Annotated in this window: 16 protein-coding genes; 3 read left to right on the top strand and 13 right to left on the bottom strand. The window is 48.3% G+C overall.

Translation table 11 applies throughout. The features are described from left to right. Positions 1-66: 66 nt before the first annotated feature. Both BN54_RS08865 and BN54_RS08870 read right to left on the bottom strand, forming a co-directional pair. A complete protein-coding gene (locus tag BN54_RS08865) occupies positions 67-2439 on the bottom strand; it encodes an endonuclease MutS2 (RefSeq protein ID WP_019206842.1) in 2373 nt (790 codons plus the stop codon). 23 nt (positions 2440-2462) lie between these two features. After that, the gene (locus BN54_RS08870; RefSeq protein WP_019206843.1) at positions 2463-3011 is read right to left on the bottom strand and encodes a CvpA family protein; all 549 of its coding nucleotides are present in this window, start codon (positions 3009-3011) and stop codon (positions 2463-2465) included. 99 nt (positions 3012-3110) lie between these two features. Between BN54_RS08870 and rnhC the strand changes: the two genes are divergently transcribed. Then, complete coding sequence (rnhC, locus tag BN54_RS08875) at positions 3111-4007, top strand: ribonuclease HIII (protein WP_019206844.1); 897 nt, start codon at positions 3111-3113, stop codon at positions 4005-4007. Positions 4008-4219: 212 nt separating this feature from the next. Here the strand turns inward: rnhC and BN54_RS08880 are convergent, their stop codons facing one another. The 4 genes from BN54_RS08880 to alaS all read right to left on the bottom strand — a co-directional run bounded on the left by BN54_RS08880 (position 4220) and on the right by alaS (position 8020). Next, entirely contained in the window at positions 4220-4525 is a 306-nt protein-coding gene (locus BN54_RS08880; RefSeq protein WP_019206845.1) for a DUF1292 domain-containing protein, read from the bottom strand. Positions 4526-4534: 9 nt separating this feature from the next. Then, complete coding sequence (gene ruvX / locus BN54_RS08885; protein ID WP_019206846.1) at positions 4535-4972, bottom strand: Holliday junction resolvase RuvX; 438 nt, start codon at positions 4970-4972, stop codon at positions 4535-4537. Next, complete coding sequence (locus BN54_RS08890; RefSeq protein WP_019206847.1) at positions 4972-5229, bottom strand: IreB family regulatory phosphoprotein; 258 nt, start codon at positions 5227-5229, stop codon at positions 4972-4974. Before BN54_RS08890 ends, ruvX begins: the two co-directional genes overlap by 1 nt. 139 nt (positions 5230-5368) lie before the next feature. Then, a complete protein-coding gene (gene alaS, locus BN54_RS08895; protein ID WP_019206848.1) occupies positions 5369-8020 on the bottom strand; it encodes an alanine--tRNA ligase in 2652 nt (883 codons plus the stop codon). A 407-nt stretch (positions 8021-8427) separates the two neighbouring features. Here alaS and BN54_RS08900 point away from each other — a divergent pair, with 407 nt between their 5' ends. Beyond that, positions 8428-8703, top strand: coding sequence for a type II toxin-antitoxin system RelB/DinJ family antitoxin (locus tag BN54_RS08900; RefSeq protein ID WP_019206849.1), 276 nt, complete (start codon positions 8428-8430; stop codon positions 8701-8703). Between the two features lie 32 nt (positions 8704-8735). Here the strand turns inward: BN54_RS08900 and BN54_RS08905 are convergent, their stop codons facing one another. Beyond that, on the bottom strand, positions 8736-9914 hold the full coding sequence (locus BN54_RS08905; protein ID WP_019206850.1) for an iron-containing alcohol dehydrogenase: 1179 nt from the start codon (positions 9912-9914) through the stop codon (positions 8736-8738). Between BN54_RS08905 and BN54_RS08910 the strand changes: the two genes are divergently transcribed. Beyond that, positions 9913-10248, top strand: a complete 336-nt coding sequence (locus BN54_RS08910) for a hypothetical protein (RefSeq protein ID WP_019206851.1) — start codon at positions 9913-9915, stop codon at positions 10246-10248. The two genes, BN54_RS08905 and BN54_RS08910, sit on opposite strands and share 2 nt — an antisense overlap. A gap of 160 nt (positions 10249-10408) precedes the next feature. Here BN54_RS08910 and BN54_RS08915 read toward each other — a convergent pair whose 3' ends face one another. The 6 genes from BN54_RS08915 to BN54_RS08940 all read right to left on the bottom strand — a co-directional run. Continuing rightward, positions 10409-10864 (bottom strand): hypothetical protein, encoded by a 456-nt coding sequence (locus tag BN54_RS08915; RefSeq protein WP_019206852.1) that lies wholly within the window; start codon positions 10862-10864, stop codon positions 10409-10411. 156 nt (positions 10865-11020) lie between these two features. Further along, positions 11021-11899, bottom strand: a complete 879-nt coding sequence (locus BN54_RS08920; RefSeq protein ID WP_019206853.1) for an IS982 family transposase — start codon at positions 11897-11899, stop codon at positions 11021-11023. A 407-nt stretch (positions 11900-12306) separates the two neighbouring features. Next, a complete protein-coding gene (locus tag BN54_RS08925) occupies positions 12307-12972 on the bottom strand; it encodes a hypothetical protein (RefSeq protein WP_019206854.1) in 666 nt (221 codons plus the stop codon). 4 nt (positions 12973-12976) lie between these two features. Continuing rightward, on the bottom strand, positions 12977-13321 hold the full coding sequence (locus BN54_RS08930; RefSeq protein ID WP_019206855.1) for a hypothetical protein: 345 nt from the start codon (positions 13319-13321) through the stop codon (positions 12977-12979). After that, on the bottom strand, positions 13314-14123 hold the full coding sequence (locus tag BN54_RS08935) for a hypothetical protein (RefSeq protein ID WP_019206856.1): 810 nt from the start codon (positions 14121-14123) through the stop codon (positions 13314-13316). Before BN54_RS08935 ends, BN54_RS08930 begins: the two co-directional genes overlap by 8 nt. Before the next feature lie 583 nt (positions 14124-14706). Continuing rightward, on the bottom strand, positions 14707-16173 hold a 1467-nt coding region (locus BN54_RS08940; protein ID WP_019206857.1), incomplete at its 5' end, for a DNA/RNA helicase domain-containing protein.

The following is a 16173-nucleotide window of genomic DNA, read 5'->3' on the forward strand; positions in this document are numbered from 1 at the left end:
TTGCTTTGATTGTATCAGATTTTACCGGGGGCACCAACGATTTTGCTTACTTTTTGTCAGAAATACTTATTCAAAGTAAGCAATCGTCGCCCCATCGCCCCCGTTGCTTGGCGAAGCGTAGGAGAAGGATTTGACCCGGGGGTTGCTGCGCAGGTATTCCTGGGTCATCTTGCGCAAAGCACCGGTCCCCTTCCCGTGGATAATCGTGACGCTTGGCAAGTTGTTTAAGAGGGCGTGATCAATGAAATCGGATAATTCACCCTGCGCTTGTTCGTAGCGGTGACCCCGCAAATCCAGCCGCGCCCCAGTCCGGCGGGTCTGAATCGTGCGCACCCGCATCCGCTTCGGCGCCTTTTCATCCTGGCGGTTGAGTTGCTTTTTATCCAGCTTTTCGAGGTCGGCCTCGTCGATTTCCATCTTCAAAATCCCAAGCTGGACTTCCCACTTGTGCTGACCACGCTTGCTCATCAATTCCCCTTGCTGGCCGTAAGACTTGACCAGCACCGCGTCGCCGACCTTGAGGTTATGCTTGGCCTTGGCCCGTTGCAAGACCGGATTGCGTTTGAGGCGCGGATCCTGGTGGAGGGCGTTTAAGGCCCCCTGAGCATCAATCAGTTCGTGTTCCTTAACGGCCGTCCCCTGCTTGACTTGCAGTTGGCGGAGGTGGTGGATGATCGCGTCAGCCTTCTTCTTGGCTTGGGCTACTTGGTGGTTGGCCTTGTTGCGGGCGTCTTCGTAGAGCTTGTCGCGCTGCTCGTTGAAGCGGTCCAGCTTGGCGGTCAGGGTGGCGTCCTTCGCCTTGGCATCGGCCAGGGTCTTTTCCAGCGCCTCATTCTTTTCGCGGACCTGCTTGCGCTGTTCAACCAAGTCACCGATCATCGCGTTTAATTCCTGGCTGTCATCGGCCACTAAGGATTGGGCCACCGCCGTAACGCTGGTTGGCAAGCCCAGGCGTTTGGCGATCGCAATCCCGTTGGACTGCCCGGGAATCCCCAAGAGCAGCCGGTAGGTCGGCTGGAGGGTCTCCTGGTCAAATTCCATGCTGGCGTTGATCGTCCGCTCCCGGTCGTAGCCATAGACCTTGAGTTCGGGATAGTGCGTGGTGACGACGACCTGGCTGCCGACGGTGCCGATTTGATCGAGGATCGCCATCGCCAGGGCCGCCCCTTCCTTCGGGTCGGTCCCGGCCCCCAGCTCGTCGAGCAGGACCAGGGATTTAGCCGTCATCGCCGCCAGGATCTGCTTGACGTTGGCCATGTGCCCCGAGAAAGTCGATAGGTTTTGTTCTAAGGACTGTTCATCACCGATGTCGGCAAAGATGTTGTCATAGACCGTCACTTGCGAATTTTCCTTGGCGGTGATAAACAGCCCAGCTTGGGCCATTAATTGCAAGGTCCCCAGGGTCTTTAAGGTAATCGTCTTCCCCCCGGTGTTGGGCCCGGTGATCACAATTGCTTGGTAGTCTTGGCCGAGGATGATGTCGTTGGCCACCACCTTGGCCGGGTCAATCAAAGGATGCCGCGCGCCGCGCAAATAAACAATCCCTTCGTCATTGACCAAGGGCAGGCTGGCCTTGGTCTGCGCTGCCAGCTTGGCCTTGGCGTTAATAAAGTCGAGGTGGCCCAGGATCGCCTCATTTTGGGCAATTTCTTGCCGGTAGGGGGCAATCAGGGCTGATAATTCGGCTAAGACCCGCCGAACTTCTTGGCGCTCTTCGATCTGGGCCGAGCGCAGGCGGTTGTTTAATTCCATCACACTGGCCGGTTCGATGTAGAGGGTCTGCCCGGTCGCTGATTGGTCGTGGACCACCCCGCCAAATTGACTGCGGTACTTGGCCAGGACCGGAATCACGTAGCGTTCATCCCGGACGGTGATGATCGGCTCAGACAGGTGCTTGGCCGCCTTACCGCGGGTGTAGCGCTCCAGTTCGTGGCGGATTTCGCCCTCGGTCTGGGTGATCAACTGACGCAGCCCGTGCAATTTGCTGGAGGCTTCGTCGGTCACCCGGCCGTCGGGATCGATCGCCACCAAGAGTCGCTTGGTGATGTTGGGAATCGTGACTAAACGGCCGACCGCCCGGTCAATCGTGCGCAGGCGAACCTTTTTTTCCACCAGTTGGTCAAAAAAGTTCTGCACCGCCATGCTGGCCCGCAGGACCTGGCCGATCTGGGCCAATTCGGTCCCGTTTAAGCTGGCCTGAAGTTTCAGCCGCTTGAGTTGCGGCGTCACGTCAGCCAGGCTCGGCAGCGGGATCCCACCTTCTAAGCGCAAAAGGTCGGCGCCGTCTTCGGTTTCTTGCAGCCAGTGGTTGATCGTGGTCAAATCGCTGGCGGGCAAGAGGGCCGCCACTTCGCGTTGCCCAGCCGCCGAGGCTAAAAAGGGCACCAGTTGGCCCTTGATCTTGTCAAATTCGAGGGTTGCCAAAATCTTTTCGTTCATGCTAAGCTCCTTTACTTTTATTTTTACTGGGTGGTTGCGACCCCAAACCACTGCAAAGCCGCTTGGGCCAGGCCGGGGGTGCGTTCAATAATTAATTGGGCCAAGCCCGATTCAGCTAACTGACCTTGCCACCAAACCCAGGGCAGGTACTGACCAATCAGCAGCAACAAGAAAATAATTGCGTAGCCAACGAGGACGTTGAGTGCCGCGCCAGCCAGCCGGTTGGCCGTGCCGAGGACCGGCACCTTTTTGATAAAACTGAGGTTGCGCATCAACCAACGGCCCAAAAAACTGGTTGCCCAAAAGATAATCATGAAGGCGATCCCGTGGTAAAAGACCGCGTTGGCACTCGTCGCTGCTAAGTTGGTCGCCTCAGTGGTCGTGGTGGTGTGCTCGCCGATCGTTGGCAAGATCTTGGCCAGGGCTTCCCCCAGTGGCTGGGCCGCCAAGCGGGCAAGAAACCAGCCGCAAAAGTAGGTTAGCGTGCTCAACAAAATATTAATCAAGCCCCGCTCCTTGCCGTGGAGAAAACAGCCCAATAAAAGGACTAAAATGGCGGTTGAAAGAATCATTGCTACTTTCCCTTCCGAATGGCCGTGGGAATTGTCGCCCACCCCACCCGATTTTTTTGTTATGATAAAGGGACTTACTACTTTGAAAGGAAGCCCACTATGTCAGTCGTGTTAAAAGTTTCGGCCGAACAACTGCAACAAATGGCCGCCACCTACCCCGCTAATCGCAAGCTCCCCACCGGGGCCGTCTTCGCCAGCAAAATCACCAACGTCACGATCACCGGTTACAAATCCGGCAAGGTCTTGTTCCAAGGGAAGCTGGCCGAAGCAGAGGCCGCCCGCTGGGGGACGGTGACGCCCGCTCCCGCGACGAAGACCGCGAGCGATCTACCAGCTAATTTTGCCCAGCTGGCCGTCTTAGGTTCCGATGAAGTCGGGACCGGCTCGTATTTTGGCCCGCTGACGACGGCGGCGGTCTTTGTGCCGACCGAGCAAATTGAAGCCTTAGCCCAGCTCGGCGTCAAGGACTCTAAGCAGCTCAGCGACCCGACGATCAGCCAGCTGGCCAAGGAAATTGCGGCCCGCTGTCCTTACCACGTCTTGGACCTGGCCCCCCACGACTACAACCGCTTGATCAACCAATACAATCAGGCCCAGCTCAAGGCCCTGTGTCACAACTTCGTCTTGCAGCGGGTCTTAGCCAAAATCGCCCCGGTTAAACCAGCGGCGATTTTGATCGACCAGTTCGTCCAGCCGGCGACCTACTTTAAGTACTTGGCCGGCCAGCCAACGATCGTCAACGACCAGGTCTACTTCAAGGAAAAGGGCGAAAGCTACCACGTCGCCGTAGCGGCCGCGTCGATCGTGGCGCGGGCCTACTCCCTGCAAACGATGGCGCGCTTGGCGGATGAGGCCGGGCTGAGCCTGCCGATTGGGGCGGGGCAAGCCGTCGATGACGTCGCCGTTAAATTGGTCCAAAAGGGCTTGGACCTCGATCACTTCGCCAAACTCCACTTCGCCAACACCAAGAAGGTCTATGCCCAACTAAGAAAATAATTTTGATTTAAAAGAGAGGCTGGGAGAAAACTGTGTTTTCTCCCAGCCTCTGTTGGTTCTTCGAATATTACACAGATCACGTGGGAAATAACCGCAAGCCTAGTGGATAAGTACGAACGAAGAACGACGCGTACCGCGCCAACCTTCGTCCTAGCTTATCCATCCGGCTTGCCGAGCAGGTTATTACCCACTCTTTTTTATTCTGACCTGCCTTACAGGTTTAAGTTCCCGTCGTCATCAATGAAGGTATTCATGACTTCTTGGACCATGGCCCATTCGGCGTCGCTTTCAATTGGCAACAGTTGCAATTCTTCGGCTTCGTCCTTGGGTTCGTTAAAGGCAAAGGCTTGGATGTCGACTTCTTCGTCGTTTTCTTGTTCGACGGGGTAGAGGCAAATGTACCACTTGCCGCTTTCTGGGTTTTGGAAGCGCATCGCTTCCTTGTAGAGCTCTTCGTTGCCCTTTTCGTCGACCAGGGTAAAGATTTCGCCTTCGTCTTGGATGTGTTGTTCTGCCATCATTTCCTCCTATAAGCGGGCGGTTAATTGCCCCTTGCGATCCAGGTAATTTTGTAAAATCAAGCTGGCGGCCAGTTCATCAATGACCTGCTTTTGCTTGCGCCGCGAAATGTCGGCCTCTTCGACCAACATCCGGTGCGCCTGCACCGTCGTTAAGCGCTCGTCTTGGTAGTCGACCGGCAAGTTAAACTTGGCTTCTAGCATCGCCCCGTAGCGGCGGGCGGCTTCGACCCGCGGGCCCTCGGTATTGTTCATGTTCTTAGGCAAGCCGACGACAAAGCCAGCTACCTGACGGGCCTGAACCAATTCGGCCATCCGCTCGAGGCCAAAGACTTCCGCTTCTTCATCGATCGGGATGATCTCAACCCCCTGAGCCGTCCAGCCCAACGGATCGCTTTCGGCCACCCCGACCGTCTTGGAACCCACGTCTAATCCTAACAGTCGCATTACTTGTCCTCGCTGGTCAAGTAGTGCTTGACGAGTTCTTCAATGATTTCATCGCGTTCGTGGGCCCGAATCAAGTTCCGCGCGTTGTTGAGCCGCGGAATGTAAGCCGGGTCCCCGGACAGCAAGTACCCGACGATTTGGTTAATCGGGTTGTAGCCCTTTTCTTCTAAGGCTTCGTAGACCGTCTTGAGGGTGTCTTTGACGTTTTCTTCATGCTTTTGACCAAAATCAAAAAACATTGTTTCATCGCTAGCCATTTTGGTCACCTCTTTACTTATTATCGACTTCTCATTTTACTATAATCACGGGGAAAGTACAATTCCCGGGCTTGGCGGCACCAAAAAAGAGCCCCAGAAAGGCAGGCTTTCCGTGGCTCCTTCGCGCTTGGCAGGAAACTTAGTTGTTCATAAAGTCAGCGGCTTGTTCAATCGCCGTGTTTAATCCAGCTGGATTCTTCCCCCCGGCTTGGGCCAGGGTTGGGCGACCGCCCCCGCCCCCGTTGATGGCGGGCGCAATCGCCTTGATCAAGTCACCGGCCTTGACGGTCTTGCTCAGTTCATCGCTAACCGCCACCAGCAAGTTGGCCTTGTCGCCGGCCGCTGTCCCTAAGACTAAGACGTCGGACAGGGCCTTTTGCCGCCATTCGTCGGCCATTTGGCGCAGCTGGTCCATCCCCGCGACCTTTACAACCGCAGCAATCAAACTCCCCTTGGCCGTTGTTTGCACGTTGTCAAAGACCGCACCGGCTTGTTGAGCAGCAACTTTGGCTTGCAGAGCTTCGTTGGCCTTCTTGACGTCCTTTAATTCGGCTTGCAGTTCGTCGATCCGCCGTGGCACGTCCTTGACTTGGACCGCCTTGACGCCGGCCGCCGCTTGATCCAGCAGACTCAGGCGTTCTTGCATGAACTTGAAGGCCGCTTCGGACGTCACGGCCTCGATCCGCCGTACCCCGGCGCCGACCCCACCTTCCGAAACGATCTTGAAGAGACCGAGTTCGTTGGTGTTCTTGACGTGGTCCCCACCACAGAATTCGGTGTTGAAGTCGCCGATCTTTACGACCCGGACCTTGTCGCCGTACTTATCGGCAAAGAGGGCGATTGCCCCCATTTGCTTGGCCGATTCGATGTCGGTTTCGACCGTCGTGACCGGAATTTCTTGCCAAATCTGTTCGTTGACCATCATTTCAACCTTCTTTAAGTCTTCCGCCGTCACTTGGCCGAAGTGGTTGAAGTCAAAGCGCAAGTAGTCGGCTTCGACCAGCGAACCGGCTTGTTGGGTGTGGCCGCCTAAGACGTTGCGTAAGGCTTGGTCCAGCAAGTGGGTCGCGGTGTGGTTCTTTTCGATCTTTAAGTGCCGGGCCGCATCCACGACCAGCTTGTAGCGGGCGCCAAGCTTGAGCGGTTGTTCCAATTGCACCCGGTGCAGGTTTTGTTGGTTCGGGGCGTGTTGGACGTCAACGACCCGCCCGATCACGCGGCCGTAGTTGTTGATGATCACCCCGGTGTCGGCCACTTGGCCCCCCATTTCGGCGTAGAACGGCGTCCGATCAAAGATCACTTCGATGTCGTCAGCACTTGGGTCAGCGGTTTCGACGTGGGTCCCGTCAACGGCCAGGCCAATTACCTTGGCATCGGCGACTTCCAGGTCAGTGTAGCCCACGTAGGTGCTGGCGTCCTTAAAGTCGGTCCAGAGGTCGGTTTGCACGCCCATCCCGTTGTCCATGTCGCGGGCGTTGCGAGCCCGGTTTTGTTGTTCGGTCATCGCCGCAGCAAATCCCTTGTCGTCCACGGTCAGCCCTTCGTCGGCAGCGTATTCTTCGGTCAATTCAACCGGGAAGCCGTAGGTGTCATAGAGCTTGAAGGCGGTTGGCCCGTCGATTTGGTTGGTGCCAGCGGCCTTGGCTTCTTCGATCACTTCGTTTAAGAGGGCCAGCCCACCGTTTAAGGTCGCGCTGAAGCGGTCTTCTTCGGACTTGATGACCTTGGCGATGTAGTCAGCGTTGTCCAAGACGGCTGGGTAGTAGTCCTTCATGATTTCGCCGACCGTTGGGACCAGCTTAGCCAGGAAGGGTTCGTCAATCCCGAGCTTCTTGCCGGCCACGACCGAGCGCCGCAAGAGCCGCCGGATCACGTAGCCACGACCCATGTTGGAAGGCAGGGCGCCGTCGTTGATCGCAAAGGTGATCGAGCGGATGTGGTCGGCGATGATCTTAAATTGGATGTCGTCGGCCTTGTCAGCGCCGTAGTGCTTGTCGGCACTGAAGGTTTCGGTTTGCTTGATCAGCGGCAAGAAGAGGTCGGTTTCAAAGTTGGTCGGGGCGTTTTCAAAGATAGAAACGACCCGTTCCAGCCCCATCCCCGTATCAATGTTCTTGTGGGGCAGCGGTTCGTAGGTGTCTTCGGGCGTGTGGTTGAACTGGGAGAAGACGATGTTCCAGATTTCCAAGTAGCGTTCGTTTTCCCCGCCCGGGTAGGATTCCGGATCATCTTCTGGCAAGTTGTTCATTTCCTGACCGCGGTCGTAGAAGATTTCCGTGTCCGGTCCAGATGGTCCTTGGCCAATGTCCCAGAAGTTGTCCTGGTCGGCCAAGAGGTGGTCTTCTTTGACCCCAACCTTGAGCCAATTCTTCTTGGCTTCCAAATCCTTCGGGTAGTAGGTGATGTAGAGGCGGTCCGGGTCAAAGCCAAACCATTCGTCGCTGGTTAAGAGTTCCCAGGCCCACGGAATTACTTCGTCCTTGAAGTAGTCGCCGACCGAGAAGTTCCCCAGCATTTCAAACATCGTGTGGTGGCGGGCCGTCTTGCCGACGTTTTCAATGTCGTTGGTCCGGATACTCTTTTGCGAAGAGGTCATCCGCGGGTTGTTTGGTACGACTTGCCCGTCGAAGTACTTCTTCATCGTTGCCACCCCGGAGTTGATCCAGAGCAAGGTCGGGTCATCGACCGGCACGAGGGAAGCACTTGGCATTTCTTGGTGGCCGTGTTGGATGAAGAAATCCAAAAACATCCGCCGCACCTGGGCACTGTTAAGCTTCTTTAATTCTTTCATCAGCTTAGTCCTTTCTTGGCTTGAAACGACAAAATCCACCGCTTGCAACAGAGACGCCGATAGCGCGGTACCACTCTGCTTGCAAACGATGGATTTCGCATGCCGCTTTAAAGCAATTATTTACAAAATTCAGCTGGGTAGCAATCTTACCGGCCTGACCCCGCTTTTCACCACCCGCGGGTCGCTTGTGCCAAACACTTGGTAAAACCATGTCCCAAACGCCTAACATTATACAAGGTCGCTTGCGGAATTGCAATTGGCGCGGGGAAAAGAGCGGCGAAAAAATATCAGCTGAGTTAATAGTTGCCTCAGCTAGGAGGATTAATCGCTAATTAGCGGTTCTTAATTTAATTTTATACTCAAAAAGTAGTATATTTTGAGTATAAAATCAAAAAGGAGTGATTGGAATGGCTCAAGCCCTAAAGAAAAGAATTCAAGTCCAAGTTGACCGCAACTTAGCTAACCAAGGCGATGCCATCCTACAATCATTGGGGTTAACACCAACCACCGCTATTACCATGTTTTACAAGCGCTTAGTAGCCACCGGTGGCTTGCCTTTTGTTCCAGAGCTTACCCAACGGGAAAAAGATGAGCTCGCCATTCACCAGTTAACCACCGACTGGTCAACCGTTGAACTAAACACTCCCGAAAAGATTAAAGAGTGGAGCCAACAAGATGACTAAAAACATCAAGCCTAGGTAATTTCTACCCGCAACTAGTGGTTCGCCATTTCGTAAATCTTGGTCATTTCTGGCCGCTTGAGAACCCGGGCCGTCCCGCTTTGGCCGCCGGTGGCGCGCAGGCACTGGGTGACCATCTGGTCGATCTGGGCCGGCGTCGGGTGCACGCCGAGCTCACCCAAGCTGGTCGGCATGCCGATTTTGCGGTAGAAGGCTTCCATCGCTTCGATCCCCGCCAAAGCGACAGCCTCGTCATCGGTCCCTTCAATCCCCCAGACTTCGCGGGCAAAGCGGACGAAGCGTGGGAGGCAATTTTGGTAGACCAGCCGGGCCCAGGAACCCCAGATGGCGGCCAGACCGGCCCCGTGGGTGACCCCAAACATCCCGCTGACTTCGTGTTCGAGCATGTGGGTCGACCAATCCCCGCCGTTGAGGTCGCCGACCCCGGTCAGGTCGTTGTGCGAGAGACTACCGGCCCACATCACTTCAGCCCGCGCTTCGTAGTTGGTCGGGTCAGCCTTGAGCGTTTTGGTCTGCTCAATCACCGTCCTCATCAGGGCTTCGGCAATCCCATCGGTCGTTGCCATTGAGCTCGGCGTAAAGTAACGTTCCATCGTGTGCATCAAAATGTCAGTACAGCCGGCCGCCGTTTGGTACCAGGGCAGACTGGTGGTCAATTCCGGGTTTAGGAGGGCGAACTTGGGCCGGATCACGTCGCCGCCGTAATCACACTTTTCGTGGGTGACTTCATTGGTGACCACCGAGCCACCGCTCATTTCACTACCAGCCGCCGCAATCGTCAAGACACTACCGACCGGCAAAGCACGGTCGACGCGGCGTTCGTGGCGGTAAAGTTCCCAGACGTCGCCATCATCGAGCGCGCCCAGGGCAATTGCCTTGGCCGAATCGATCACACTCCCGCCACCGATTGCCAAGATAAAGTCAACTTGCTGTTCGCGCGCCAGGGCGATCCCCTGGCGAATCAGGCCCAATTCCGGGTTCGGGACCACCCCGCCTAGCGTGACTACTTTCAGGTCGGCGGCTTTTAGCGCGGTCACCACCCGGTCAAGCAGGCCGGTCTTTTGAATCCGGTCGCTGCCGTAGTGGACCAAAACGGTGTGGGCCCCGGCCGCCTTGGCTAGGTTGCCAGCTTGGGTTTCCACCCCGCGGCCAAAGACGACCTTGGTCGGGGCGTAGTAGGTAAAGTTTTCCATGGTAGTTCCTCCGAAGAAATTCGTTTTCCTTGATTATAGCAAAACAGCCGGGGAAACTGAAAGCGCCATCACCCCTAGTGATATAATTAAGCAAAAAAGGGGGCGCGGCAATGTTAAAGCGATATTGGCAATCACTGAAGACAGACAAAGAAACGCGGCAACTTACTTGGCTTGTAATTGCTTGGCTTATGCTATCAGCAGCCATTTACTGGTTGTCGAATCGCTGGTCCTTGCTATCTTGCTGTTTGCCTTGCCGTTTTTATTGATCGCGGCTGGCAGCCTGAAATTAGTTTTGAAGCTATTGGTTTCAGCCATCAAAGAAATCTTTAAGTAGGTGCTTGCGCCGGCGCTGCCGGTTTGATGTGACTGAAGGAACAAGAAGCAATTTAAGCAAATCTTCACCTTGCCAAACCGCCCCGGCAACCAGTGCTGGTTTCAGCACCAACTGCCGGGGCGTTTGCGCTCCCTAATTAGTCTAAATAAAGGCTCGTGAATTAAAAATTACCAGTAGAAAATGGTGATTCCATTGGCATTTCGCTATTTTCAAAATTTTCATTAGCATCATTCTGCTTATCTTTTGCTTTCCCTAAAAGATCGTATTTCCCTGTATCATTGTTCTTCATAGTATCAATATCTCGGTCCATATCCTTGAATCTATATTCAATCCCTTCTTGACGGTCTTTCTGTGTTCCCCGACTATACCCATATTCACCAATATCGTTAATTTTTTTAGCATGCTTTTTTAGGTCATTGTAAGCATTAATATACTTAGAATTTTTTTGATGGACGGTTAAGCCAACGCAACCAAAGACAACCAAAACAATAATCGTCACAATACCTAGTCCGTATACAAAGTTGTTTTTTCCTTGTTTCTTGAAAAAAAGGTAGGTTGCTGTTGCACAAACCAACGTAATCAAAAGTAACATATTACTAATAATATATAAACTCATAATAAGCTCCTCCCAAAATATCTCCAAAAAGAAAAGAGGTCAATTTAGCATGCTTGAGAAACATGCCAATTGGCTTCTCAAATCATCTTTCATTAGATAAAATTTTGATTTTAGTAACTAAGAAGTATTATATCAATTTTATCTATTTTAATTACGTCAATTGCTAGTTTGTAACATTCCAAATTTTGCTAGATTATTCGTCATGACAAGTGCCTCGATCTGTGCTTGCAATCCCACCAAACTACGAGCATAAGTCTGTTCGCTTCTCAAGAGTTTCAATTTAGCAAATGCAGTCTCAATAAGGCGACGCGTCCGCTTACGGGCTGACCTATTATGCTGTTTTGCACCTTTCATATTTGAACGATACGGCGTCCAGATGTCGTGACCTTGTTGCTTAACCTTACTTCGTAAGTCTTTACCGACGTAGCCGACGTCAGCTAGAATTTGTGGATAAGGGCAGTTTTGAATCAATTCTGGAGCAGCCTTAACGTCATGGATTGACGCTGGTGTCACTTCATAATCGAGAATCAGGCCGCTAGGTTCTACGATCATGTGAACTTTGAAACCATAGAAGTACAGCTGTTTCGTAGCGTTATAGCCAATGTCAGCAATCCTAGTAAACAAGCGAGCTCGAGCATTACGAACCCCTTGACAAAGCGGGAGCGGATAACTATCGATAATGGCTGTTTGGGAAGGCGTAGTCCACGTTAACAAGCCTCGGCGAATTGCTTGAAAAACTGGTGTGACCTGGTTAATCCGACGGATTAGGCGGGAATACTCCAACAAGGGTAACGAAGGGATCGTAGCTTGCACTAAATCGTAAAAGGCCGTCCAAGTTGAAACATGATATTGCGTTTTGAGGAGCATTAGGGCCATTATCTCAGCGTCAGATAGTTTGACGTGTTCAATATTGCGCCGTTCCATAAATTTTCGTGGGACAAAATCTTGCATCAACTGCTGTAATTCAGAACAAGTGTGGGCAAAAACCACTTGAAAATCATGGCGATCATAACTAGACTTAAAGTAGCTTAACAAGGCAAAGACTCCTTTTTTAGTCTACTTTGAGTCTAACCTTGTTAGGCTTTTTTTGTTAAATGTTACGAACTAGCAAATCGCGTATTTTAATTACTACTTAAACCAGCTTCTTTACACCACATTTCAAATCTATCATCTTTGACAATGGAAAATGGATTGCACGGCATTAATTAATGCTAACACTCAAACTTGCTTTGCCGAGGTCAACATCCTCAAAATCGTAATGAGATCCTCGACAGTCTACACCGCAACAGTTGGACAAAATACTTAAATCTTCGCAATCTTCCCGATAAATTTATTATCTAGCTAATGAGTAAGCGGAACACATTGGACTATTGCACCTACAGGCTATTCATGTCCTACGTTACTGCTAAGCAATTACTTTTCTTCTAGATTTAAATTTTTAATTAAATATCAGCAGGATCCAATGCTGGTTTTAAATAAATTGCTGAAATACTTTCATCAATTGGGAAGCGTAGAGTGAGGTTAATTACCTCACTCCCACTTTTTGTAGTTAATATGGTTTCCCCATTAAATTCTATAGCTTCTCCTTTATCATTATAAACAATAACATACAGAAGAACCTTCTTAGTAATTTTTTTATGTGTTATTTCACAAAATAATTTTACTTCTCCTAAACCAGTGGTATATGAAGTTATCTTTCTAATAGTACAATTAATATCTTTAATTCCAAATCTATCTTCATCCTTGTCAATCCTAACAATAATCGACTTTGGTAAATTTGTATCCATAGGATAACTTTTGAAGTTAACAGACTCTTGAATTGCTGTTACTTTCTTTTTAGACAACTTTTTACGATATCTCAAGATAGCAATCACCAACTGATAACACCATTGAATTGAATCATCAGTTAATCCAAAATTATTTTTCAACGTTTGTTGAACTTCATCCTCTTGGAATTCTTTGTCTTGAAACATGCCCGCTAAAAAACACGTATTAATCAAATTTCTTTCCAATGTTTCTAATTCAATATTATTTAAAAGCCTTTGTAGGCTCCCCCACTCCATGAATGGGTATTCAGCAATGTTTTGCGCTATTTTATCTATCTTCATATTGTCATTCACCTACAGGATAAACTTTCAACCTAGTAATACTTGCTACTTGAGATTCCCAACACGAGAACAAAAATGGATAACCATCGAAAAATAACTTAGGAAAAATTGTATTATCGACAATCCCGGAGCCATAGTATTCATTTTCTTCAGTTAAAACTATATCCCCATTTTTATCATAAGCTACTAATGCTAAAGTAAATGGATTATTTATCTTTGAAGCTTCAATCGTTCCAACAACTCTCAATGTATCATCATATCTATATGCATAAACTTGAAGCTCAGAAATTCCAAAACATTTCTCTAGTTCCAAATCATGCTCAATTGCTGTGCTTGAATACTTAAACATGTCGTCTCCTAATCTTTATTTCTGTTGCGCTAACTTCCTGTAAATCCAAGTCAATATTTGAAGCAAACTTCCTATCTCGTTTCCATTTTCTTATGGCATCACTTAACATAGGCCGTCCTTCGCTTCGTCTAATCAGATAATCTATATGCGAACAAACTTCTCCTCTTGTTAAGACACCATTACTAATGATATCACTAAGAATTTTTTGCCTTTCATCATCCCTTAAATTATCACGACTGTTAACGTTATACCCCATTTTGTGAAGAATAGATTCACTTTTTAAATTAAACTGACTTTCTTCATTTTTTTCTGATACCCAATAATCCTCGGTTACTACTCTACATAAAATTTTGCCGCTACGTTCTAAATGTTCCATTTCAGTCTCAAAAATATAAAAACGCTGACACTGTTTACAAAACAAAGCTGGTACTTGTATATTTTCTATTTTTTTATCCAAAGTTAACACAGGAACTAGAGCAAGTATATCTATAAAATCATGAGACCGGGCATTTAAACTACCTAATCTTGTAATAAATTTTCCATTTAAATTGAATATTCTCTCTGAACCACTATCTTTTGAACTAGACATAGAATCATATCTATAACCTGAAAATTTCTTTTCTAAATACTTTAAATTATTAACATAAGCTTTTTTGCATATATCACAATAGAATCCTTCAATTTGTGAATAACTCCCTCTTACATTAATTAATAACAAGTTACATTTTGGGACCTCATGTTTATCGCCTTCAATTTTGTAAGGATATATTATGTCACCTAGCTTTAATTTTATATTCTTCATCATTCCACTCCTGACATTATAAAAATAATAATTTTCAATCCCGATAAAATTCTACCACGCTGTGGCTGTTGACATACTTACTTTCGCCAAACATCGCAATTATATTTTTTCTTTATCCTTATTATTTAGGTACTAGAATTATAAACACCAGTTTCCTTCACTTTCCGCAAGATTTTATAAACTAATAAAAAAATTACAAATCACTAGTATTTTAAGTGCTTTAAAACCTAGAGTTACAAATAAGCATCTGCTAATTCTGAGTTCTAAGTCACAATTGTATTAATTTATGCGTAATTAATCATAAATAAAAATAGCAGATTGTAAAATACCACATAAAGAAACCGCCCTTGACACCCTGCTGAATAAGTGCCAACCATCACCACAGAAACCAATTATCAAGAGTTTTGATTATTTAAAATAAGACTTTTAGTTTCCTAATCATGTTTGATAATTATTTTAGTGTAGCAAAAGAACAACAAATCAAGCGGAGACAACATTTACCAATGCCATTTTACATTTTCTGTGTCAATACATCTATTGTCAGCGCATTCTGCAACAGAAAAAATACTAAATCCGATAACATTTAAAATTCATTACTACTTTTTGTCTTAAAGGCTTTTTTTAGTGCCGCTTGAAGCGCAGGATCAACCGCGTGAAGGTACAAACCATGAACACCTCTGGTCAACAACACATTTAGTTCATTTTTCAAAAGTTGCGCACCATGACTAACTTTCTTTCCGTCATGCATGGTTCGTTTCTGGACAGCCTTCTTATTTTTGCTAGCAGTTGGATCAAACACAATTTTTCCATCTCGATATTTTACTGACGGTCCAATTTCAACACCAACGTAGTTAAGATCTAGCCCTTGAACAGTATAAGTAGATCCAATTTCATTAATTGTATGGGGCTGTTCTGGCCAAGCCAGATTCTTATACTGAACATTTCGATGGCCTTTTGCGGGTGATTTTAACTGCAAGTTCCACGGCATGTGCCAATCGCCTTCTGAAACTTCCCAATATCCCTCACCATTCTTTTTCGGTGTTGAAGAATACGACCAATCAAACGTCGCCACCATTCGGCTAAGGCCATTTCCTCCATCCTGCTCGTTTTTCTGTCTAATTGCGATTTCCATATCTTTTGGTGAATCAAATAGCTGTAAATCATACTTATCATCAAAAGGAACTGCCCCAATAATCCCTTGGTCAATCAGATTACGAAGCCATTGAATGGTTTTGGTGTTAGCATCAATCCGCATCTGATTGTGCAAAGGAATTTCCGTGGTGTCAAATTCCTTCAACTTGTCTCGATCATCATCTTCTACAATCTGAGTAGCTTGCAAAACTTGGTGTTCGTCATAAACGATTAACGTTACTTTAGCACGCTTAATAATATCAATTAATTCGTTAGTACCGTAGCCATTGTAAGATTGATTGCGTTGAGTTAAAAGTAGGTGAGCCTCATCAACAAACGCTACATCAATAGGCTTTTCTGGTGAATAATTTTTGATAAACGTTGAAGCTTTTATCACTTCCGCAGTTTTTCCCATCCCTAATTTCTCAACGATTTGTTGATAAACCTTTTCTTGCTGTGCGTGGTTAACCATCATGGCTACTTTTTTGACTTTCGGTTTTTGAGACAATTCGTAGAAAATATTACTCATTAAAACTGTTTTTCCTGCCCCAGCTTCTCCAGTCACCTTCACCAATTGCTGAGTTTTACCTTTTTGTAAAGCCTCGTCTACCGCTTGAAGAATCTCTTCTCTGGCGTTTAATTGTTCTAAAGTCAATTTATTAAATGGCGAAGCCTTAAAAAGTGCTGAATTTTCTAGTAAACGTTGAGCCGGAAATAGATTGGGGTTAACTTTATGCAGTTTACGCCAAATCTTATTAAAGATAGGCTCCATCTCATTAGCTGGATAGTAATCATTTTGAGCATTCTCCCGGCGATTGTTTAAATATGTTACCGCCTCAACGCTTGCTAAATACTTCATTAACCGATTTTCAATATCCAACGTCAATGACTTATTAAAATGCTCATGACCAATTACATA

It is taken from the genome of Limosilactobacillus ingluviei str. Autruche 4, from assembly GCF_000312405.1.
Classification (GTDB): Bacteria; Bacillota; Bacilli; order Lactobacillales; family Lactobacillaceae; genus Limosilactobacillus; species Limosilactobacillus ingluviei.